Below are 21,347 nucleotides of genomic sequence, written 5' to 3' on the forward strand. Positions count from 1 at the left end.
TAAGTAGTATAATATGAGATAATACTGGAAGGAGAACAGAACCTATGAAAGTTGGAGTTTTGATCGAATTTACAAGCAATACAGATATTGATGCAAAATTTGCGGAGCTGAAGGAAATGGGTGTGGATAGCTGCCAGCTGGTATGTTGGGATCGTCCAACACTTCAGGACGATGCTATGGCAGAGGCTATTAATAAAGGTCTGGAGAAATACGGGATCCACGCAACCGCATTCTGGTGCGGATGGGAAGGCCGCAGAGTATGGGATTTCTATGAAGGACAGCTGACACTTGGCCTGATTCCGTCTGATTACAGAGTTGAGAGACTGAAGATGCTTATGGAAGGTTCTGACTTTGCGAAAAAGATCCATGTGACAGACCTGGCAACACACGTTGGCTATATGCCGGAAAATCCATACGACCCGAAATACGAGGAAGTATTGGTTGCATGTAAGGCTATTGTGGAAAAATGTAAGGAAAATGGTCAGAACTTCCTGTTTGAAACAGGACAGGAGACTCCTGTAACATTAAAGCGTGCGATCCAGGATATTGAGAAAGCTGTCGGAAAAGGAAATGTGGGAATTAACCTTGATCCTGCAAACCTGATCATGTACGGAAAGGCAAATCCGGTAGATGCTCTGGAGGTTTTCGGTGAGTATGTCATGGGAATTCACGGAAAAGATGGAAAATATCCAACAGATGGACATCATCTGGGTGATGAGGTTCCCCTTGGCCAGGGTAAAGTAAATTATTCTGCATTTATTGCAAAGCTGAAAGAGATCGGTTATCAGGGAGATATTACCATTGAGCGTGAGATCTCCGGTGAGGAACAGAAAAAAGATATCCGTATGGCCAAGGAGCTTCTGGATAAACTGATCGCAGAATAAGAGCTGAGGAAAAAACTATGATTATTTACGCAGGAAAAGATTATCAGGATGTAAGCAGAAAAGCAGCCAATATCATGTCTGCACAGATTATCATGAAACCGGATGCAGTTCTTGGACTGGCTACCGGTTCCACGCCTGTGGGCATGTATGCACAACTGGTAGAATGGTACAAAAAAGGGGATCTGGATTTTTCCAGGGTGACAAGTGTGAATCTGGATGAGTACAAGGGACTTTCCGGCGACAATGACCAGAGCTACCGCTATTTTATGGATCATAATCTCTTTGACCATGTAAATATTGACAAAGCACGGACCTTTGTGCCTGACGGACTGGAAGAGGATAGCGATAAGGCATGTGCACAGTATAACGAAATCATCCGGCAAACCGGAGGTGTGGATATGCAGCTGCTTGGTATCGGCGGGAACGGACACATCGGCTTCAATGAACCAGGAGATGCCTTTGAAAAAGAAACCCATTGTGTGGATCTGACAGAAAGTACCATCAGGGCCAATTCAAGGTTTTTTGAAAGCATGGATGAGGTCCCGAAACAGGCCTACACTATGGGAATCGGGAATATCATGGCTGCAAAAAAGATCCTTCTTGTGGCAACGGGAACATCCAAGGCAGAAGCCCTGTATAATTCCCTGTACGGACCGATCACACCGAAGGTTCCGGCATCTATCCTGCAGCTTCACCCGGATCTCACGGTTGTGGCAGATGAAGATGCACTGAGTATGATCCGCGAAAAAATAAAATAAAAATCCGGAATACAACTGCCGGATCAAAAAAGGATGGCTTCCGATTCCTACCTGTGCAGGAACGGAAGCCATCCTTTTTCTTTCCGCTGCTCAGTGGATTTCTTCACCGGCAGTTTTTTGTGCGGCTTTTATTTCGTTGTAACAGTATTTGATGATAGATTTTCTGGTTATGATTCCGATGAAGGAGCCCTGGTCATCTACCACCGGTACGAAGTTCTGATTAATGGCGCGATCCAGGAGATCTTCCATATTGGAATCTGCATGGACCGGTTTGTAGGTGGCACGGCGTGGAATCGCCATGATTGGGATTCCCTCTGTTTCCTTGATGTCGTGGATATCTGCACGGCGCATGCCCCAGAGGAGATCTCCCTCTGAGATGGTGCCGAGATATTTGCCGTCCATGGTGAGGATAGGAATGCAGGAGTACTTGCGGTGCTCCATTTTTTCGAGGGTCTGGCGAAGAGTTTCATCCTCAAAGATGTAGGCTACTTCGCTTTTGGGAATCAGAAAAAACAGAATGTTCACGTTATTACCTCATTTCCGCGAAAATTATAAATAAATCTGTAGGCTGTTTTAGAGAAGCTGAAGTCCGTGTGTCTCTGCAGCATCTGTGATCTCCTTCGGCCAGAGAGAGACATGTACTTCTCCGATGTGTGCTTTACGAAGGAAGAACATACAGATCCTGGACTGTCCGATACCACCACCGATGGTGTACGGAAGCTCTTTGTTCAGGATTGCTTTCTGGAATGGAAGCTCTCTTCGGTCATCACAGCCTGCTTCGGTAAGCTGACGGTCAAGTGCGTCCTCGTCAACACGGATTCCCATTGAGGAAAGCTCAAGGGCAATGTCAAGTACCGGATAGTATACGAGGATATCACCGTTCAGTTCCCAGTCATCATAGTCCGGGGCACGTCCGTCGTGGCGTTCGCCGTTGGTGAGGGTTTTGCCGACTTTCATAAGGAAGACAGCGCCCTTTTCACGGGTGATCCGATATTCACGTTCCCTCGGTGTGCAGTCCGGATACATGTCAAGAAGCTCCTGAGTTGTGATAAAGAAGATATCCTTTGGAAGGATCTCCTCGATGTAGTCATACTGTACAGCCATGTATTTCTCAGTTTTACGAAGGACACTGTAAATGGTGCGTACGGTTTCCTTGAGAGTCTCCATGGAACGTTCTTCTTTGGAGATGATCTTTTCCCAGTCCCACTGGTCTACGTAAACAGAGTGGATATTGTCCAGATCTTCATCCCGGCGGATGGCTACCATATCTGTGTAAAGACCTTCTCCGTGAGAAAATCCGTATTTTTTCAGTGCGTAGCGTTTCCATTTGGCAAGGGAGTGTACGATCTCGGCGTTGCTTCCTTCGATAGCCTTGATATCAAAGCTTACCGGGCGCTCTACACCATTAAGGTTGTCATTAAGGCCGGATTCCGGTGCTACAAATGTTGGAGCGGATACTCGAAGAAGGTTCAGCTTCTGGGAGAGTGTCTGCTGGAAGAAATCTTTTACTGTTTTGATCGCAATCTGTGTGTCATGGAGGTTCAGGTCTGCATGATAGGTTGCGGGGATTGTGATTGTATTCATTATCGGCTCCTCCTGATGATTTTTAGGCTTATTGCTCTGTGGGGTATTATAACAGAAAATGGGTGGAGTGGCAATATAATGAGAGGGGAAGTCTTTTGGGGTATCGTAGAAAAATACTGGGTATTAAATGCCTGGTGTGATATACTGAAAAAAGAATGCTTATGTTTACGACGGAAATATAAATATCCGTTTTGACGGATAGAATGGAGGGAGCTTATGGCAGGTCAAAGGTGTCAGGTTTGTGGGGGTAAGGTTGTAAATGGCAGGTGTTCATTATGTGGGATGCCTTACAGAAATGATGAGGTGTTATATCATCTGAATGAGCCCCGGGAGATACATTATAAACATGCTTCCGCCAAAGTGCGGGATATGATGCGGCAGTATGGACAGGATGCTGATCAAACAACACAACATAACGGAAACGTAAACCGGAATACGAATGCAAACCGGAATACGAACGCAAACCGGAATACGAATGCAAGCCGCAATACCGATTTGAATCGGAATCTAACCGGAAGCCGGAATACAGGTGCAGCAGCCGGACGTAAGACTGCAGCGGCAGTTAATACCAGGAATAAAACAACGGTGGGCAGAAATCGTGCAGAAGTTTTAGATCAGGGAAAAAAACAGCAAAAAAAAGATCAGAAAAGCAGTGGGGCAGGCTGGATCATATGGTTTATAGTGACACTGGCCATTCTGCTTCCGAAATTATGGGATTTTCTTACAGACTGGATCGGAACGAATTTGTGAGAATATTTCTGCAGTGAGATCAGGCAGTACTAAGTGTCTGTATTTTCGTGTATACAGAAATATCCCTTTTCTTTTCTCCTCAGCTGTGTTATACTCATGCCTAGCACAACATATAGATGAAAAACAATATATAGAGGATATAGGTACTATATATAGTATTTTGCATAGCGACTTATATATAGCACAGGGAGGGATGAGCAATGTTATATGTGATCAAGAAAGACGGGACAAGAGAGGAGTTTAATCCGCAGAAGATCGTGGCTGCCGTGAACAAATCCGCAGAGCGTATTCTTTATACTTTTTCAGACGAGGAGAAGGATTTTATCTGCCGTTTTGCCCAGGAGCATGCGGATTCCCTTGGAAAGAATGAGATCGAGATCCAGGAGATGCACAACATCGTGGAGGGGGCTCTGGAGCGTGTGAATCCGGCAGTTGCCAAGAGCTACCGTGATTATCGGAATTACAAGCTGGATTTTATCCATATGATGGATGATGTCTATACCAAGAGTCAGGCGATCCGTTATATCGGTGATAAAAGTAATGCCAATACAGACAGCGCCCTTGTTGCCACGAAACGAAGCCTGATCTTTAATGAGCTGAACAAGGAACTCTATCGGAAGTTTTTTATGAACCGTAATGAGCTTCAGGCATGTAAGGACGGCTACATTTATATTCATGACCAGTCTGCACGTCTGGATACCATGAATTGCTGTCTGTTCGATGTGGCAGCTGTTTTAAGTGGCGGTTTTGAGATGGGAAATGTCTGGTATAACGAGCCGAAGACTCTGGATACAGCCTTTGATGTTATGGGGGATATCATTCTCAGTACAGCAGCACAGCAGTATGGTGGCTTTACAGTGCCGGAGGTTGATAAGATCCTGGCACCGTATGCAAAGAAGAGCTATGATAAATATATTTCCGAATTTATGAAATACTCGGACGAGAGCTGGAGTGGCCGTGAGGAGAGAGCTATTGAGTATGCTCTTGATAAGGTCCGCAGGGATTATGACCAGGGCTGGCAGGGAATTGAGTACAAGCTGAATACCGTCGGTTCTTCCAGAGGTGATTATCCGTTTGTTACGGTGACACTTGGTCTCGGAACCGAGCAGTTTGAGAAGATGTGTACGATTTCCCTTCTTGAGGTCCATCAGGGAGGACAGGGTAAGGCCGGACACAAGAAACCGGTACTTTTCCCGAAGATCGTATTCCTTTATGACAAAGAGATCCATGGTCCAGGAAAGTGCTGTGAGGATATTTTTGAGGCTGGTGTGGAGTGTTCCTCCAAAACCATGTATCCGGACTGGCTGTCTATGTCCGGCGCAGGCTATATTTCCAGTATGTACAGGAAATACAAGAAGGTCATCAGCCCGATGGGATGCCGTGCTTTCTTAAGTCCGTGGTATGAGCGTGGCGGTATGGAGCCGGCGGATGAGAATGATACGCCTGTTTTTGTGGGACGTTTTAACATTGGTGCGGTAAGCCTTCATCTTCCGATGATCCTTGCAAAGGCCAGAGCGGAGAGCAGAGATTTCTATGAGGTTCTGGATTTCTATCTGGAAATGATCCGTAACCTGCACATCCGCACTTACGAATATCTGGGACAGATGCGTGCATCCACCAACCCGCTTGCATACTGTGAAGGCGGTTTCTACGGCGGACATCTGAAACCGAATGAAAAGATTGGCAAGATCCTGAAGCCTATGACAGCTTCCTTCGGTATCACAGCGTTAAATGAGCTTCAGGAACTTTACAATGGCAAATCCATTGCCGAGGATGGGGCGTTTGCTCTGGAGGTCCTGAAATATATCAATGACAAGGTAAATCAGTACAAGAAGGAAGATGGTTATCTTTATGCGATCTACGGAACACCGGCAGAGAGTCTTTGTGGCCTGCAGGTAGAGCAGTTCCGTAAGATGTATGGAATCATTGAGGGCGTTTCTGACAGACCATATGTGAGCAACAGCTTCCACTGCCATGTAACAGAGGATGTAACTCCGATCGAGAAACAGGATCTGGAGGGACGTTTCTGGGAGCTCTGCAATGGCGGTAAGATTCAGTATGTACGTTATCCGATCGGCTACAATAAGGAAGCTATCCGTACACTGATCCGCAGAGCCATGGATCTGGGATATTATGAGGGAGTGAACCTTTCTCTTGCATACTGTGACGATTGTGGTCATGAGGAACTGGAGATGGATGTATGCCCTGTCTGCGGTTCCAGAAATCTGACCAAGATCGACCGTATGAACGGATATCTTTCCTACAGCCGTGTCCATGGAGATACCCGCCTGAATGAGGCGAAGATGGCTGAGATCGCTGAGCGAAAATCTATGTAAATACTGGCTGCCCGATCAACTGTGTAACAGTGATCGGATGTAGAGTCAGACAGTATAAAAAATATCCCGCAGAGCTGCCGGTAAGACCAGCAGCCGTCTGCGGGATATTTTTATGTAAAGTGAAGTTTTATAGTTCACTTTGTATTCTGAGTCCGTAAAATGATCATTTAATGATAGTTCCGGTCTTCTCACGGTAGCCGTCTTTTGCATGGGCCATGTCTGTGATGATGGTACGGCGTCCGGTTCCCTTCTCCACGAAGGAAACACCTGCTTCGATCTTAGGAAGCATGGAGCCTGCCGCAAACTGTTTGCCGGCAATATATTTCTTGGCATCTTCTGTGGAAATAGTATCCAGATAAGATTCGTGATCCGTATTATGGTCAAGGCTTACTTTCTCGACGCTTGTAAGGATCATCAGAGTGTCAGCGTTCAGTTCTTCTGCAAGAAGTCCTGCTGCCAGGTCTTTCTCGATGATGGCGCTGGCACCATTCAGATGAGTTCCCTGCTCAAGAACCGGGATTCCGCCGCCGCCTGCAGCAATGACGATCTGCTCTGCTGCAGAGAGGACCTTTACGGTTTCAATCTCTACGATCTTCTGTGGCTTCGGTGCTGCAAGGATACGTCTGTACTGACCCTCGCCCACCTTTGTGACAAAGTTTCCTTTTTCTTCTTCAGCCTCGGCCTCTTCTGCGTTAAGAACACGTCCAATGATCTTCTCTGGCTCTGCAAATGCTTCATCGTATGGATCGATGACAACCTGTGTCAGAACTGTGCTGACCGGTTTGTAGATCCCTCTGGAGATAAGCTCAGCACGGATGGCGTTCTGAAGGTCATAGCCGATATAACCCTGGCTCATGGCGGAACATACGGACATTGGTGCAAATGTATAATCAGGATGTGCCTTACCGAATTCATTCATTGCGGTGTGGATCATCCCTACCTGCGGACCGTTGCTGTGGGAGATCACTACGCGGGTTCCCTCCTCTACCAGATCTGCGATTACCTTCGCTGCGAGTTTTGTAGCTGTTTTTTGCTCTGGAAGTGTGGTGCCAAGTGCCCGGTGGCCTAATGCAACTACTACGGTTTTTTCGCTCATAGGAAATACCTCGTTTCTCTTTAAAATTGGAATGAAATCAGTTACTGTATCCAGTAACGAGTACATCGAAAACGACGTACGAGTATTATATTTTATTATAAAAGACCTATGTGGGAAATGCAATAGAAAATCGAGTGTTTTCCAAGACAGGAAAAACCGCCTGATCCAGTCAGACGGTTTGATTCCTACTATTTTTTGAGGGGGGAGATAGAGAGTGGTTTTTCATCTATCCAACACCTATTATATAGAGAAAATATGTTTAAAATATGTCGTTAATCTAAAAGAAATGGAAAATTTATAAAGAAAGTTTAAACAAACTTTATAATTTTTATATCCGGTTGCGCATGGTCTGAAAATGTGATACATTGAAAAAGTCTTGATCCTGCATTCTGCGGGATCTGTTCACGCATCATTTCGATGCAGAAATCCATTTTATTTTATCGAAAAAAATATTGATCATGCACCATTTGCCGGGGAGGGATGCCTTTGTCTGTGGAAAAGTAAGCTTCTGTAAAAAAACATGTGTATAAGAAATGCCAGATCAGGCAGAAATGAGGAAGAGCCATGAAAAACAGAATATGGAAACAGATGAAGAAAGCCGGAATTGTGACAGTGCTGGCAGGAGCCATGCTGGGGGGAACAATAGAACCGAAGCTGACTCTGGGAGCAGATTTTTTGCCGGGACAGGCACCGTTTATCGATCAGAGTGTGTTCTGGAAAGACATAGAATCCGGACAGGCGGAGCTTGGAATCCGGATTCGCGGCCTGAATGAATGGCTGCCCGGGAGAAGGTTTTCGGAGGATAAGGAGAAAAATGAGAAGTGGGACGATGAATTTCATAAGATTGAAGATCCATCGGTGGAGCAGGAAGAAGAGATAGAACAGGAGCTGCCAGAGAATGACTTGCAGCAGGAAGAAGAGCAGGAGCTGCCGGAGGATGATTGGCAGCAGGAAAAGGAGCCAGAGCCGGAGCTGCCGGAGGATGACTTGCAGCAGGAAGAGAAGGCAGAACAGGAATTGCCGGTGGATAAGGTTGTGGAAGGAATCGGAATAGAAATGGAGGAAGGATATGAGCACGTGGAGCAGCTGGCATCCGGGGAAACAGTACAGCCGGAGGATGAAGAGCAGGAGAAAACGGGTCCGCTCACACCGGAAGGAACGTCGACCGGAGGGGAAAATGTAGGGAATGAAGAGGAAGGTGAGTTTGAGGAGACGCAAAAGCTGACGCTGGTCACGTATATTTCGGAGTATTTTGTTCCGGAAACGGATTCTGTCCCGAAAAATATGGCTGCACAGCAGATTTCTGTAAGGAGCCAGAGCGGTGAAGATACAGAGATCACAAAGCTGGAAAGCGTGCTGAACGTGGAGCAGAACGGGCAGGATGAGATCTTTTTCCGTATTCCGCTGATCCTGCGGCAGGAATACCGTTTTCCGGCAGAGAAAAGCAGTTATCCTGTGACTCAGGAGGAACCGCTTCAGAAGGACTGTACCGGTGCGGGAACCTTTCTCATGACAGAAGAAAACGGGGAAGAGCTGGTGATCGCAGAGGGAATCTCGCCTATGCTGGACGTGGAGGCTGCTGAGGCTGATATGGAATTGTCGGTAATTGCACAGAATAAAAAAATGAAAGCAGGGCAGACCATCCGTTATCAGGTAGAGATAGCCAATACCGGAAAGCTGGATCTTGCAGATATCCGTCTGACCAGCAGCCTTTCATGCCCTAAGATCCGGCAGCTGTGGGAAGATGCAGAAGGCCTTCTAACAGAAGGGGCTGTGGCGGAATTTGCAGAATTAAAAGCCGGAGAGAGCAGGAGCTTTTATGTACAGGCGCCGCTTCTGGATGAACAGGAAAAAGATCTGGAGCACCAGGTGGAAGCAGAGGCCAGGGTGAAGGACAGAGTGGAGGAGGTGATCCGGAAGAACGCTTCCACTATAAATGGTCTGGAGGCACTGAAGGCGGATCTTTCTGTAAAGAAAACTGCAGACAAAGAAACCGCTGCACCGGGTGAGACTGTGACCTATCAGATCTGTATCGTGAATACCGGTGAAAAAACGCTTCATTCGGTTGTGGGAACGGAGCGCTTTCAGGCAGCAGGGATCCATGCACAGTTTCTGGAGCAGGAAGGTGTAACGCTCAACAGCAGCCGTACAAAGGCAATGATCCAACAGATCCCGCCGGGAGAGGCAGTTTCTCTTCAGGCTGTGGTGAAGATCCCGGGAAAAACAGCGGATCAGAAGCTTTTTAACCAGGTGACGGTCACAAGCAAGGAAACCGGAGAGCGATTGATGGAGGCCTCCGCTTCTGTCATGGTAAAAGGAGAGGTGGCTATTACGCCGGAAGAAGGGCTGCCTTTGCAGGGAGATGACCAGGGTCCGGCTTCCGGTCAGATACAGATGGCAAGAACTGCGTCCACACATCCGAAGACCGGAGATGATACCAGGAGGGATTTGTGGACGCTTCTGGCAGTGACAGCTTTGGTGACTGTGCTGGGCGGCATCTGGCTTCGGAAAAAATATGCGGATATTTATGGAAAAAGCTGATGTTACTGAGAACGGAGTGAACAGTAACAAGCTGATATTTTACAAGGCGGCCGTACCTCAAAGAAACGTTGAAAACAGGGGGGAGGTGTGCTATTCTATATGGTATGTACAGAAAATAAGAACAGTATATTTCCCGCCTCCGGTGTGCTGCCCGTCAGACCGGAAAAAGGGAAGATGGAGGAGAAAAATGAATCTTTTATCCTTATTGGAACATCTTGAATACAAATGCCTTCAGGGAAGTACAGAGCAGGAGGTTTCTTCTGTTGTATATGATTCCCGCAAAGTAGAAGAAGGGAGCCTTTTTATCTGCATCAGAGGTGCGGTCGTGGATGGACATAAATTTATACCTGATGTTGTGGCAAAGGGTGCGAAGACACTCATCGTGGAAGAAGCGGTGGAGGCACCGGAGGATGTGACAGTGATCCAGGTAGAGGATACCCGTTACGCCATGGCCTTTATTTCAGCAGCATGGTTCGGACATCCGGCAGAAAAGCTCAAAACCATCGGTATCACCGGAACCAAAGGAAAAACAACTACAACCTATATGGTGAAATCAATCCTTGAGAATGCCGGATATAAGGTTGGTCTGATCGGAACCATCGAGGCTGTTATCGGGGAGAAGCATATCCCGGCAGCCAACACGACACCGGAATCCTATATGGTACAGAAATATTTTCATGATATGGTAGAAGCAGGCTGCGATGCGGTCGTTATGGAGGTTTCCTCACAGGGACTGATGCTTCACAGAACCCAGGGATTTGTGTTTGATTTTGGAATTTTCACAAATATTGAACCAGATCATATCGGACCGAATGAGCACAAGGACTTTGATGATTATCTGCACTGCAAATCCATGCTTCTCAGACAGTGTAAGGTTGGTATCGTAAATCGTGACGATGAACACTTTGACCGCATTATCGAAGGCCACACCTGTAAACTTGAAACCTATGGATTTTCCGAAAAAGCAGATCTCCGTGCAGAGGGCGCCAGACTCGTTGGAAGAAAGGGCTATCTGGGAATTTCCTATCATGTTAAGGGACTTATGGATTTTCCTGTGGAGATCGATATTCCAGGTAAGTTCAGCATTTACAATTCTCTGACTGCCATTGCCATCTGCCGCCATTTTAAGGTATCCGAAGAGAATATCATCAAAGCTCTGAAGGTGGCCAGGGTCAAAGGCCGTATTGAGATGATCAAGGTATCTGACGAATTCACACTGATGATCGATTACGCACATAATGCCATGGCGCTGGAGAGCCTTCTCGGAACACTGAAGGAATATGATCCGCACAGACTGGTATGCCTGTTTGGCTGTGGCGGAAACCGTTCCAAGCTGCGCCGTTATGAAATGGGTGAGGTTTCAGGAAAGATGGCAGATCTGACCATCATTACTTCAGATAATCCGCGAGATGAGGATCCACAGGCCATCATCGATGATATTAAGATCGGAATGGCAAAAACAGATGGAAAATATGTAGAGATCCCGGATCGTAAAGAGGCGATCGCCTACGCGATCCATCATGGTGAGCCGGGAGATATCATCGTCCTTGCCGGAAAGGGCCATGAGGATTATCAGGAGATCAAGGGTAAGAAATATCCCATGGATGAGCGTGTACTGATCCGGGAGATCCTGGAAGAAGATCAGAAAGCGTAAATGGATGATCTATGCAGATGTGATCATTGACATTTCTCATGAAAAGCTGGACCGGGATTTTCAGTATCGTGTACCTGAGGAGCTGGTGCAGGCAATAAAACCCGGAGTTGTGGTCACAGTGCCCTTCGGAAAGGGAAATACCCTTCGGAAAGGCTATGTGACCGGGATCTCCGGAACGGCAAAATATGATGCGTCAAAGCTCAAGGAGATCCGGGGAGTGTCCACAGACAGTGAGACAACAGAATCCCGGCTGATCGCACTTGCGGCCTGGATGAAGGAGACCTATGGCTCCACCATGATCCAGGCACTGAAAACAGTTCTGCCTGTAAAAGACAAGGTCCGTGCAAAAGAGAAAAGACTGATCCTTTTTACAGGGAAAAAGGAAGAGGGGCAGGCACTTCTTGGCAAGCTGGAAGGCAGCCGCTTTAAAGCACGTGAGCGGTTCCTTCGGGCAATCCTGGAGGCCGGGAGCCTGGATTATACCTATGCCTCCAAAGAGCTTGGAGCCGGCATTTCCGTTCTTGATTTTTTTGAGAAAAAAGGTCTGATAACTATTGAAAGTCAGGAAATGTATCGTATTCCCGATGGGTTCGGCCTGGTGAAGGAGAACATGGAGCTGAGTCTGAACCAGGAACAGCTTTTGGCGGCAGAGCAGATCTTTCGGGAATGGCAGGAGCCGGACCCAAGGCCTGCACTTCTTTTCGGAGTGACCGGAAGCGGAAAGACCCAGGTTTATATGCGCCTGATCCAGAAGGTACTGGAGGAGGGAAAACAGGCGATCGTGCTGATCCCTGAGATCGCGCTTACTTATCAGACAGTCAGGCGCTTTTATGCCATGTTCGGAGATAAGGTTTCGGTTCTGAACTCCAGACTTTCCCAGGGAGAACGTTATGATCAGTTCAAAAGAGCAAAACGTGGTGAGATCCAGGTGATGGTAGGACCCAGATCCGCACTGTTCACACCGTTTTCAGATCTGGGACTGATCGTTATCGACGAAGAGCATGAACCCACCTACAAAAGTGAGAATACGCCAAGGTACCATGCACGTGAGACTGCCATTGAGAGGGCACGAATGGAACATGCCCGTGTGGTCATGGGATCAGCCACTCCGTCATTGGAAGCCTACAGTCATGCCTGTGACGGAGAATATCTTCTGGTAAAGTTAAACGCACGTTATGAGGAAAGGCCTCTTCCACAGGTATCAATCGTGGATCTTCGGGAAGAATTAAAGAAAGGAAACCGCTCGGTACTGAGTCTGGAGCTGAAGAGGGATCTGGAGCAGGTCCTTGAAAGAAGAGAACAGGCCATGCTGTTTCTGAACCGGAGAGGATATGCGGGCTTTGTTTCCTGCAGAGCCTGCGGTCACGTTATGAAATGTCCCCACTGTGATGTATCTCTAAGTGAACACAATGGCAATCGTCTGATCTGTCATTATTGCGGCTATGAGACTGTGAAACCGGAAATCTGTCCGTCCTGTGGTTCACCGCACATTGGTGGATTTAAGGCAGGAACCCAGCAGATCGAGAAGGTCATTGAAAAAGAATTCCCGAAAGCCAGGGTACTTCGAATGGATTTTGATACCACAAGGACCAAGGACAGCTATGAGAAGATCCTGGCTTCTTTTGCAAAGCATGAGGCAGATATTCTGGTGGGGACCCAGATGATCGTCAAGGGACATGATTTTCCGAATGTGACTCTGGTAGGAGTGATTGCAGCAGATCTTTCGCTGAATATGGATGACTATCACTGCGGGGAGCGTACATTCCAGCTTCTGACTCAGGCAGTTGGACGTTCCGGCAGAGGGAATCGGCCGGGGCAGGCGGTGATCCAGACATATCAGCCGGAGCATTACAGTATCCAGGCTGCGGCTATTCAGGATTATAAGAAATTTTATAAAGAAGAAATGGGATATCGGATGCTTCTGGACTATCCGCCGGCAGCCCATATGATGACTGTTTTTGGCGCCTGCCAGGATGAAGAACTTCTGAAAAATGCCATGTATTATATAGAAGTTTTTATCCGCAGGGTAAGTCCGAAGGAAGAGCTTCACATGATCGGACCTGCAGCTGCATCGGTAGGTAAGGTAAAGGATGTTTATCGTCAGGTGATCCATTTGAAGCACAGGGATATCTGCTTTCTCACAGCAGTCAGAGAGAAGCTGGAGAAATATATAGAGATAAATTCCGGATTCCGGAAAATATACATTCAATTTGATATGAATTAAAGGAGAAGAAAAATGGCACTTAGAACAATCCGTGTACAGGGGGATTCTGTACTGACAAAAAAATCCCGGACAGTAGACAAAATGACACCGAGGATCGGGGAACTGATCACAGATATGCTGGATACCATGTATGATGCAATGGGTGTTGGCCTCGCTGCACCACAGGTAGGAATCCTGAAACGTATCGTTGTCATCGATGTAGGTGAGGGCCCGATCGTGCTGATCAATCCGGAGATCCTTGAGACAAGCGGCGAGCAGACCGGTGACGAGGGATGCCTGAGCGTTCCGGGAATGGCAGGACAGGTAACACGTCCGAACTATGTGAAGGTAAAAGCACTTGATGTAAATATGAACGAACAGATCTACGAGGGAGAGGGCCTTCTGGCAAGAGCATTCTGTCATGAGATTGACCATCTGGATGGAAAAATGTATACAGAACTTGTGGAGGGAGAACTTCACAAGGTAACTTATGATGAAGAAGACTAAAGGCGGGATACTATGAAGATTGTTTATATGGGAACTCCGGACTTTGCGGTGGCGCCTCTTGCAGCACTGGCAGAGAACGGATATGAAGTGGAGGCTGTGATCACACAGCCGGACAAACCGAAGGGCAGAGGCAAAACTATGATGCCTACTCCTGTAAAAGAAGAAGCACTGAAACACGGGATCCCGGTACTGCAGCCGGTGAAGGTAAGAGATCCTGAATTTGTGGAAGAACTGAAAAATCTTGCACCGGACATCATCATTGTTGCGGCATTCGGGCAGATCATTCCAAAGAGCATCCTGGATATGCCGAGATTCGGATGTATCAATATCCATGCGTCTCTGCTTCCTAAATATCGTGGAGCTGCACCGATCCAGCAGGCGGTGATCGACGGTGAAAAAGAATCCGGCGTTACCATTATGCAGATGGGAACCGGTCTGGATACCGGTGATATGATTTCCAGGATCGTGGTTCCGCTTGCCAAAGATGAGACAGGTGGAAGCTTGTTTGATAAGCTCGCACAGGCAGGTGCAGAGCTTCTGGTACAGACTTTACCGTCCATTTTTGACGGAACTGCAACCCGCGAGAAACAGCCGGAGGAGAGTCCAACACCATATGCTGCCATGATCTCCAAAAAAATGGGGCTTCTGGATTTCAGCAAAAATGCGGAAGAACTGGAGCGTCTGGTAAGAGGCCTTGATCCATGGCCAAGCGCTTTTACCTTTATCAATGGAAAAACATTGAAGGTCTGGAAGAGCTCTGTTCTGGAAAAACAGGCACAGGAAGCACCGGGAACTGTGATAGCCGCTGACAAAGGAGGAATCCAGGTAGCATGCGGCCAGAAGGTACTCGTGCTCCATGAAGTGCAGCTGGAAGGCAAAAAACGCATGGAAGCGGATGCGTTCCTTCGGGGATATCAGTTGAAACCAGGAGACATGTTCAGAGATTCCAGGGAGTGATGAGTTATGTACGGATATGGTTATTACGGATGGGGAATGGACCCCACGATTCTTTTGCTCGTGATCGGAATGCTTCTTTCTCTTGCGGCATCTGCGAAGCTGCGCAGTACCTTTGCAGTCTATAAAAAGGTCCGGAGTCATTCAGGTATCACCGGTGCGGAAGCTGCACAGAGGATCCTGAGAGCGGCTGGGATCACAGACGTACAGGTGGTTCCGATCCGCGGAAGTCTTACGGATCATTATGATCCGAGAACGAAAACGGTTTCCCTTTCAGAAGATATTTATGGAAGAAATTCTCTGGCGGCTGTGGGGGTGGCAGCACATGAATGTGGCCATGCGATCCAGGATGCGATCAATTATGCACCACTGAATATCCGTTCAGCCATTGTACCTGCCGCAAATATTGGTTCCCAGCTTTCATGGCCGCTGTTTATCGCAGGACTGATCTTTTCCATTGATCCGCTGGTAACTCTGGGAATTGTTTTGTTTTCACTGGCAGTACTGTTTCAGCTGGTGACACTTCCGGTTGAGATCAATGCGTCTTCCAGAGCGCTTAAAATGCTGGAAAGTACAGGTATCTTAGGTGCAGATGAAAAAAAGGGTGCAAGAAAAGTACTTACAGCGGCAGCGCTTACCTATGTAGCAGCTCTGGCGGCATCTATTCTGCAGCTTCTGAGACTGATTATCCTTGCAGGAGGTAGAGATCGTGATTAGCAGCGGAGTAAATACCAGAGAACTGATCCTTGAGATCCTGTTACAGATTGAGGAGGAGGGTGAGCACAGCCATATTGCAATCCGGAATGCGCTTTCCAAATATCAGTTTCTTCCGAAACAGGAACGTAGCTTTATTACAAGAGTATGTGAGGGAACCCTGGAATACAGGATCTATATTGATTATGTCATCGATTCTTTTTCCAAGGTTTCTGTAAACAAGATGAAACCGCAGATCCGTGAGATCCTGAGAAGTGCGGTATATCAGCTGAAATTTATGGACAGTGTTCCGGACAGTGCAGTATGCAATGAAGCGGTAAAGCTGGCACAGCGAAAAGGCTTTTATAATCTAAAGCCCTTTGTCAACGGGGTGCTCCGTACGATCGCAAGAGAGATCGGTGATCTGGAGCTTCCTTCCAGGGAAGAAAACGAAGTCCGTTATCTTTCTGTGAAATATTCCATGCCGGAATATCTGGTAGAAAAATGGAAAGCAGCCTACGGAGTGAAGACTACGGAGAAGATCCTGGAGGATTTTCTGACAGAAAGACCGATCACAGTACGGTGCCGTACTCATAAGGCGTCTCTGAGAGAAATCGTCACCAGTTTGAAGTCTCAGGGAGTGACAGTGGAACAGGCTCCTTATCTTCCCTATGCACTGAAGATTTCCGATTACAATCATATTTTGACACTTGAGACCTTCCTTCAGGGAAAGATCCTGGTGCAGGATGTAAGCTCTATGCTTGTAGCGGAAGCTGCAAGTCCGAAAAAAGGTGACCATATCATCGACATGTGCGCTGCACCAGGTGGAAAAAGCATCCATGCGGCAGACAAAATGGGGGATTACGGAAATGTGGATGCCAGAGATGTAAGTCAGTATAAGGCAGATCTTATCAAAGAAAACATCCACAGGACCGGAGTGATCAATGTGGAAGCCAGAGTTCAGGATGCAACGGTATATGATCCGGATTCCGAACAGGCTGCGGATATTGTGATCGCGGATGTACCGTGCTCCGGTTATGGAGTTATCGGCAAGAAACCGGAAATCAAATACCGGGCAACTCCGCAGAAACAGGAAGAGATCGTAATGCTCCAGAGAATGATCCTGGATAAGGCTGCAAAGTATGTGAAACCGGATGGAACGCTGATCTTCAGCACATGTACCATTGCCCGGGAAGAAAACGAAGAAAATGTATTATGGTTTTTAAAGAATTATCCGTACCGGCTGGAAAGCCTGGATCCGTATATTCCGGAGGAACTGCACTGTAAATCCACGAAGCTTGGCTATCTGCAGCTTCTGCCGGGAATACATAAGACAGATGGATTCTTTATTGCCAGATTCAGAAGGAAATAACAGAAAATGACAGATGTAAAATCCATGACCATGGAGGAATTGAAGGAATTCATGACAAAGATCGGTGAAAAGCCTTTCCGGGCGAAACAGATCTATGCATGGCTTCACCAGCAGCTGGTTACCTCCTGGGATGAAATGACAAATCTTTCCAAAAGCCTCAGGGAAAAGCTTTCGGCTTATCCGATCACAGCACTGACCCAGGCAGATGTAAGGATCTCAAAAATTGACGGAACCAGAAAATATCTGTTCCAGCTGGAAGATGGAAATGTGATCGAGAGTGTTCTCATGCGGTATCACCACGGAAATTCTGTGTGCATTTCTTCTCAGGTGGGCTGCCGTATGGGATGCAGATTCTGTGCATCTACCATCGGAGGACTGACCAGATGCCTGAAACCGTCCGAGATGCTGGATCAGATTTACCGTATCCAGGCAGATACCGGTGAACGTGTGGCCAATGTAGTTGTGATGGGAACCGGTGAGCCGATGGATAATTATGACAATCTTGTCCGTTTTGTCCGGATCCTTACCGACGAAAACGGTCTTGGGATCAGTCAGAGAAATGTGACGGTTTCTACCTGTGGGATCGTGCCGAAGATGTATGATCTGGCTGAAGAAAAGCTTCAGATCACTCTGGCACTTTCCCTTCATGCTCCAAATGATGAAAAACGGCAGGAACTGATGCCGATCGCGAATAAGTATTCCATGGATGAGGTTCTGGATGCCTGCAGAAATTATTTTGATAAAACAGGCCGAAGGATCACCTTTGAGTACAGTCTTGTAGCCGGCGTCAACGATAGTGAAGAAGATGCGAGACAGCTGGCAGGCCGTATAAAAGGCATCAATTGCCATGTAAATCTGATTCCGGTCAATCCCATCAAGGAACGCTCCTATGTGAGGTCTACTCGACAGGCTGTGGAGAATTTCAAAATAAAACTTGAAAAATACGGAATTAATGTTACTATTAGAAGGGAAATGGGCAGCGATATCGACGGTGCCTGTGGACAGCTAAGAAAAAGTTACATGGAAAAAACAGAAAGCGAGAAGTGACATGAGGATATACTCAGCTACTGATGTAGGGCAGAAGCGGAAGATGAATCAGGATTACGTGTTTGCATCTGAAGGTCCGGTTGGAAATCTGCCTAATCTTTTCACAGTCGCGGACGGAATGGGCGGACATAACGCCGGTGACTATGCATCCTCACATGCAGTACGGATCCTTGTGGATGAAATCCGTGAAGATGCGGATTACAATCCTGTGAAGGTTATTCGTCATGCGATCGAAGCTGCGAATACGGAGATCAGAAACCGTGCGCAGGAAGACGAAAACCTCCGGGGCATGGGAACCACTATGGTGGTGGCGACTATTGTAGATCAGTATGCCTATGTAGCCAATGTGGGTGACAGCCGTTTATATGTGATCCAGGACGGGATCCGCCAGGTCACCAGAGATCATTCCTTGGTACAGGAAATGGTGAGAATGGGCGAGATCAGCGAAGCGGAAGCACGAAATCATCCGGATAAGAACATCATTACAAGGGCACTTGGCGCGGAGAAAACGGTGGATGTGGATTTCTTTGATCTGAAACTTGAAAAAGGATGTACGATCCTGATGTGTTCAGACGGTCTCAGCAATATGGTTGAAGATGAGAAGATCCAGGAGATCATATCCGATCCGGAAGCAGATATTGATCAGAAAGGCAGTGCGCTCCTTCGGGAAGCAAATCAGAATGGTGGTAAGGATAATATTGCAGTCGTACTGGTAGAGCCATTCACGAATGAGGTGGAAGCATGTTGAAGACGGGAATGATCATAGCCGAGCGCTATGAGATCGTAGGAAAAATCGGAACTGGCGGAATGGCAGATGTCTATAAGGCTATGGACCATAAGCTGAACCGTTTTGTTGCCGTGAAGGTCCTGAAACCGGAGTTTCGGGAAGACACCACGTTTATAAAGAAATTCAGAAGTGAGGCCCAGGCGGCAGCTGGTCTTACACATCCGAATATCGTCAATGTATTTGACGTAGGAGATGACGGCGGTGTTTATTACATTGTTATGGAATTGATCGAGGGTATCACTCTGAAGGAATACATCTCCAAGAAGGGAAAGCTTTCCATTAAAGAGGCTACAAGTATCGCAATCCAGGTTTCTATGGGTCTGGAGGCGGCACACAGCCATGGTATCGTTCACAGAGATGTGAAACCTCAGAATATCATTATCTCCACAGATGGTAAAGTAAAGGTGACAGACTTTGGAATTGCCAGAGCTGCATCTTCCAATACGATCAGCTCCAATGTAATGGGATCTGTACATTACAGCTCACCTGAGCAGGTGAGAGGCGGATACAGCGATGAGAAGAGCGATATCTATTCTCTTGGAATCACACTGTATGAGATGGTCACAGGAAGAGTTCCTTTTGACGGAGATACCACTGTGGCGATCGCTATCAAGCATCTGCAGGAAGAGATGGTTCCGCCAAGTGTGTATACACCGGACCTTCCGTACAGTCTGGAGCAGATCATTCTGAAATGTACACAGAAAAGTGTAGATCGTCGTTACAGCCGTATGGAGGATGTGATCGCAGACCTGAAGCATTCTCTGATCGATCCCCAGGGTGATTTTGTAAAGCTTACTACAGTTGACAACGATGCCAAGACGGTTGTGATCTCAGAAGAAGAGCTTGGTGAGATCAAACATACACCGAAGCAGATCACAAAACCGGAGATCACCGCACTTGAGGAAGAAAAATACGACGATAACGATTACGATGATGCAGAGGAAGAATACAGACCGAGATCCGAGCATAGATCCGGAAAGAAAAAGAAGCATCATGGTTCAGGAAGAGGCCTGACGATTGCGGCACTGATCGGAGGTGCAGTCCTTCTGATCGTTCTTGTGGTAGTGCTTGGACGTGCCGCAGGACTGTTTGGAACCGGCAGCAGCGGAGCTACAGACAGTAGCAAGGCAGAAGCGAAGCAGGAATCAGCAGCTGACGGTCTGGCAACCGTTCCTGATCTTGTAGGCAAGACAGAGGAAGAGGCTAAAACACTTGCAAACGATGCACATCTGGGTGTCCAGATGGCCGGTGAGGAGGCATCCGATCAGGAAAAAGGCAGGATCTCCCGTCAGGAGACAGCTGCGGGAACACAGGTTGAAGCCAATACAACTGTGAAATACTGGGTAAGCACCGGAACAGCACAGGTTACGATCCCAGATCTGGATGGACGTACAGGAATCGATGCACAGCAGACTCTGGAAGATCTTGGACTTCAGGTAAATGTCCAGAAAGAATACAGCGACACAGATGACAACGGATATGCACTGGTAGATCCGGGATATGTTTACAATGTCGAACCGGTAGCAGGTACTTCTGTGCAGGCAGGCTCTTCTGTAACACTGACAGTCAGTCGAGGGGTTGATTATGGCGATAATGCTGAGGTTCCGAGTGTTGTAGGAATGACCAAGGATGATGCGCTTACTACTTTAGGTAAATTTATTGATATCCAGATAACAGAACAGCAGAGTACAGAAGCTGCAGGTACAGTTATCGCACAGGATCCGGAAGCCTATGCGGCAGCAGACCCGGATCAGCCGATCAGCATTACCATCAGCTCCGGTGACAAGGCTCCATCCACAGACAGCGCAGCATCTGCAGATAGTACAGCATCTGCAGATAGTACAGCATCTACAGACAGCACAGCATCTGCGGACAGCACAGTATCCACAACTACATCTACAGCAGATGTCAATGCAAACACAGGCTGGAAATGTACACAGACACTGGATACCCCGTCCGGCTACAATGGAGGCGCGATCCGTCTGGAACTGATCCAGGACGTAAACGGTGAGCCTAAGGCATCCACCATCATTGATGGACAGAATATCAGCTTCCCGTATCAGCTTGATATCTCAGGTGCTGAGGGCGTTACCTCAGGAACCATCTATCTCTATGAAGAGGTAGACGGGGATTATCAGCAGCTTGGAACCTACACGGTCACATTCAAGAAAGCTGAGTGAT

Annotated in this window: 17 protein-coding genes; 14 read left to right on the top strand and 3 right to left on the bottom strand. The window is 47.4% G+C overall.

Annotated elements, in window-relative coordinates; all coding sequences use genetic code 11:
* The first annotated feature begins 44 nt into the window (after positions 1–44).
* Together BN3261_RS15785 and nagB are read left to right on the top strand one after the other, a co-directional pair.
* Positions 45–884, top strand: coding sequence for a sugar phosphate isomerase/epimerase family protein (locus BN3261_RS15785; protein WP_022426873.1), 840 nt, complete (start codon positions 45–47; stop codon positions 882–884).
* Between the two features lie 17 nt (positions 885–901).
* Positions 902–1,642: a glucosamine-6-phosphate deaminase gene (gene nagB, locus BN3261_RS15790; protein ID WP_022426874.1), complete on the top strand. Its 741-nt coding sequence runs from the start codon at positions 902–904 to the stop codon at positions 1,640–1,642.
* Positions 1,643–1,732: 90 nt separating this feature from the next.
* Here the strand turns inward: nagB and BN3261_RS15795 are convergent, their stop codons facing one another.
* Together BN3261_RS15795 and asnA are read right to left on the bottom strand one after the other, a co-directional pair.
* On the bottom strand, positions 1,733–2,167 hold the full coding sequence (locus BN3261_RS15795) for a CBS domain-containing protein (protein ID WP_021651604.1): 435 nt from the start codon (positions 2,165–2,167) through the stop codon (positions 1,733–1,735).
* Between the two features lie 48 nt (positions 2,168–2,215).
* Positions 2,216–3,226 (bottom strand): aspartate--ammonia ligase, encoded by a 1,011-nt coding sequence (asnA, locus tag BN3261_RS15800; protein WP_022426875.1) that lies wholly within the window; start codon positions 3,224–3,226, stop codon positions 2,216–2,218.
* A gap of 216 nt (positions 3,227–3,442) precedes the next feature.
* Between asnA and BN3261_RS15810 the strand changes: the two genes are divergently transcribed.
* Entirely contained in the window at positions 3,443–3,976 is a 534-nt protein-coding gene (locus BN3261_RS15810; protein ID WP_022426876.1) for a hypothetical protein, read from the top strand.
* Positions 3,977–4,176: 200 nt separating this feature from the next.
* Positions 4,177–6,312 carry an anaerobic ribonucleoside-triphosphate reductase gene (gene nrdD / locus BN3261_RS15815; protein WP_015526126.1) on the top strand — a complete coding sequence of 712 codons (2,136 nt, stop codon included), beginning with the start codon at positions 4,177–4,179 and terminating at the stop codon, positions 6,310–6,312.
* A gap of 163 nt (positions 6,313–6,475) precedes the next feature.
* On the opposite strand, the gene arcC is transcribed toward nrdD, so the two are convergent.
* Positions 6,476–7,408 carry a carbamate kinase gene (gene arcC, locus BN3261_RS15820; RefSeq protein WP_022426877.1) on the bottom strand — a complete coding sequence of 311 codons (933 nt, stop codon included), beginning with the start codon at positions 7,406–7,408 and terminating at the stop codon, positions 6,476–6,478.
* 564 nt (positions 7,409–7,972) lie between these two features.
* Here arcC and BN3261_RS15825 point away from each other — a divergent pair.
* The 10 genes from BN3261_RS15825 (at position 7,973) to pknB (ending at position 21,346) form a co-directional block, all read left to right on the top strand.
* On the top strand, positions 7,973–9,949 hold the full coding sequence (locus tag BN3261_RS15825) for a COG1361 family protein (protein ID WP_059086736.1): 1,977 nt from the start codon (positions 7,973–7,975) through the stop codon (positions 9,947–9,949).
* Positions 9,950–10,136: 187 nt separating this feature from the next.
* A complete protein-coding gene (locus BN3261_RS15830) occupies positions 10,137–11,603 on the top strand; it encodes a UDP-N-acetylmuramoyl-L-alanyl-D-glutamate--2,6-diaminopimelate ligase (RefSeq protein ID WP_022426879.1) in 1,467 nt (488 codons plus the stop codon).
* A 4-nt stretch (positions 11,604–11,607) separates the two neighbouring features.
* Positions 11,608–13,827, top strand: a complete 2,220-nt coding sequence (priA, locus tag BN3261_RS15835; RefSeq protein WP_110925837.1) for a replication restart helicase PriA — start codon at positions 11,608–11,610, stop codon at positions 13,825–13,827.
* 12 nt (positions 13,828–13,839) lie between these two features.
* Positions 13,840–14,313 (top strand): peptide deformylase, encoded by a 474-nt coding sequence (gene def, locus BN3261_RS15840; RefSeq protein WP_021651614.1) that lies wholly within the window; start codon positions 13,840–13,842, stop codon positions 14,311–14,313.
* Positions 14,314–14,325: 12 nt separating this feature from the next.
* The gene (fmt, locus tag BN3261_RS15845; RefSeq protein WP_059086737.1) at positions 14,326–15,270 is read left to right on the top strand and encodes a methionyl-tRNA formyltransferase; all 945 of its coding nucleotides are present in this window, start codon (positions 14,326–14,328) and stop codon (positions 15,268–15,270) included.
* Positions 15,271–15,276: 6 nt separating this feature from the next.
* Entirely contained in the window at positions 15,277–15,984 is a 708-nt protein-coding gene (locus tag BN3261_RS15850) for a zinc metallopeptidase (RefSeq protein WP_015526118.1), read from the top strand.
* Positions 15,980–17,332, top strand: coding sequence for a 16S rRNA (cytosine(967)-C(5))-methyltransferase RsmB (gene rsmB / locus BN3261_RS15855; protein WP_044961572.1), 1,353 nt, complete (start codon positions 15,980–15,982; stop codon positions 17,330–17,332). The genes BN3261_RS15850 and rsmB overlap by 5 nt, the downstream gene beginning before the upstream one ends.
* Before the next feature lie 6 nt (positions 17,333–17,338).
* Positions 17,339–18,379, top strand: a complete 1,041-nt coding sequence (gene rlmN, locus BN3261_RS15860; protein WP_015526117.1) for a dual-specificity RNA methyltransferase RlmN — start codon at positions 17,339–17,341, stop codon at positions 18,377–18,379.
* Position 18,380: 1 nt separating this feature from the next.
* Complete coding sequence (locus BN3261_RS15865) at positions 18,381–19,127, top strand: Stp1/IreP family PP2C-type Ser/Thr phosphatase (protein ID WP_021651617.1); 747 nt, start codon at positions 18,381–18,383, stop codon at positions 19,125–19,127.
* Positions 19,121–21,346, top strand: coding sequence for a Stk1 family PASTA domain-containing Ser/Thr kinase (gene pknB, locus BN3261_RS15870; RefSeq protein ID WP_059086738.1), 2,226 nt, complete (start codon positions 19,121–19,123; stop codon positions 21,344–21,346). Before BN3261_RS15865 ends, pknB begins: the two co-directional genes overlap by 7 nt.
* Position 21,347: the final 1 nt, after the last annotated feature.

It is taken from the genome of Blautia massiliensis (ex Durand et al. 2017), assembly GCF_001487165.1.
GTDB lineage: Bacteria > Bacillota > Clostridia > Lachnospirales > Lachnospiraceae > Blautia_A > Blautia_A fusiformis.

Excerpts from the sequence above, each read along its gene's own strand:
- def (WP_021651614.1), top strand. The coding sequence starts at position 13,840 with ATGGCACTTAGAACAATCCGTGTACAGGGGGATTCTGTACTGACAAAA.
- asnA (WP_022426875.1), bottom strand. The coding sequence starts at position 3,226 with ATGAATACAATCACAATCCCCGCAACCTATCATGCAGACCTGAACCTC.
- fmt (WP_059086737.1), top strand. The coding sequence starts at position 14,326 with ATGAAGATTGTTTATATGGGAACTCCGGACTTTGCGGTGGCGCCTCTT.
- BN3261_RS15825 (WP_059086736.1), top strand. The coding sequence starts at position 7,973 with ATGAAAAACAGAATATGGAAACAGATGAAGAAAGCCGGAATTGTGACA.
- BN3261_RS15865 (WP_021651617.1), top strand. The coding sequence starts at position 18,381 with ATGAGGATATACTCAGCTACTGATGTAGGGCAGAAGCGGAAGATGAAT.
- arcC (WP_022426877.1), bottom strand. The coding sequence starts at position 7,408 with ATGAGCGAAAAAACCGTAGTAGTTGCATTAGGCCACCGGGCACTTGGC.
- BN3261_RS15830 (WP_022426879.1), top strand. The coding sequence starts at position 10,137 with ATGAATCTTTTATCCTTATTGGAACATCTTGAATACAAATGCCTTCAG.
- priA (WP_110925837.1), top strand. The coding sequence starts at position 11,608 with ATGATCTATGCAGATGTGATCATTGACATTTCTCATGAAAAGCTGGAC.
- nagB (WP_022426874.1), top strand. The coding sequence starts at position 902 with ATGATTATTTACGCAGGAAAAGATTATCAGGATGTAAGCAGAAAAGCA.
- BN3261_RS15810 (WP_022426876.1), top strand. The coding sequence starts at position 3,443 with ATGGCAGGTCAAAGGTGTCAGGTTTGTGGGGGTAAGGTTGTAAATGGC.
- nrdD (WP_015526126.1), top strand. The coding sequence starts at position 4,177 with ATGTTATATGTGATCAAGAAAGACGGGACAAGAGAGGAGTTTAATCCG.
- rlmN (WP_015526117.1), top strand. The coding sequence starts at position 17,339 with ATGACAGATGTAAAATCCATGACCATGGAGGAATTGAAGGAATTCATG.
- BN3261_RS15785 (WP_022426873.1), top strand. The coding sequence starts at position 45 with ATGAAAGTTGGAGTTTTGATCGAATTTACAAGCAATACAGATATTGAT.
- BN3261_RS15850 (WP_015526118.1), top strand. The coding sequence starts at position 15,277 with ATGTACGGATATGGTTATTACGGATGGGGAATGGACCCCACGATTCTT.
- pknB (WP_059086738.1), top strand. The coding sequence starts at position 19,121 with ATGTTGAAGACGGGAATGATCATAGCCGAGCGCTATGAGATCGTAGGA.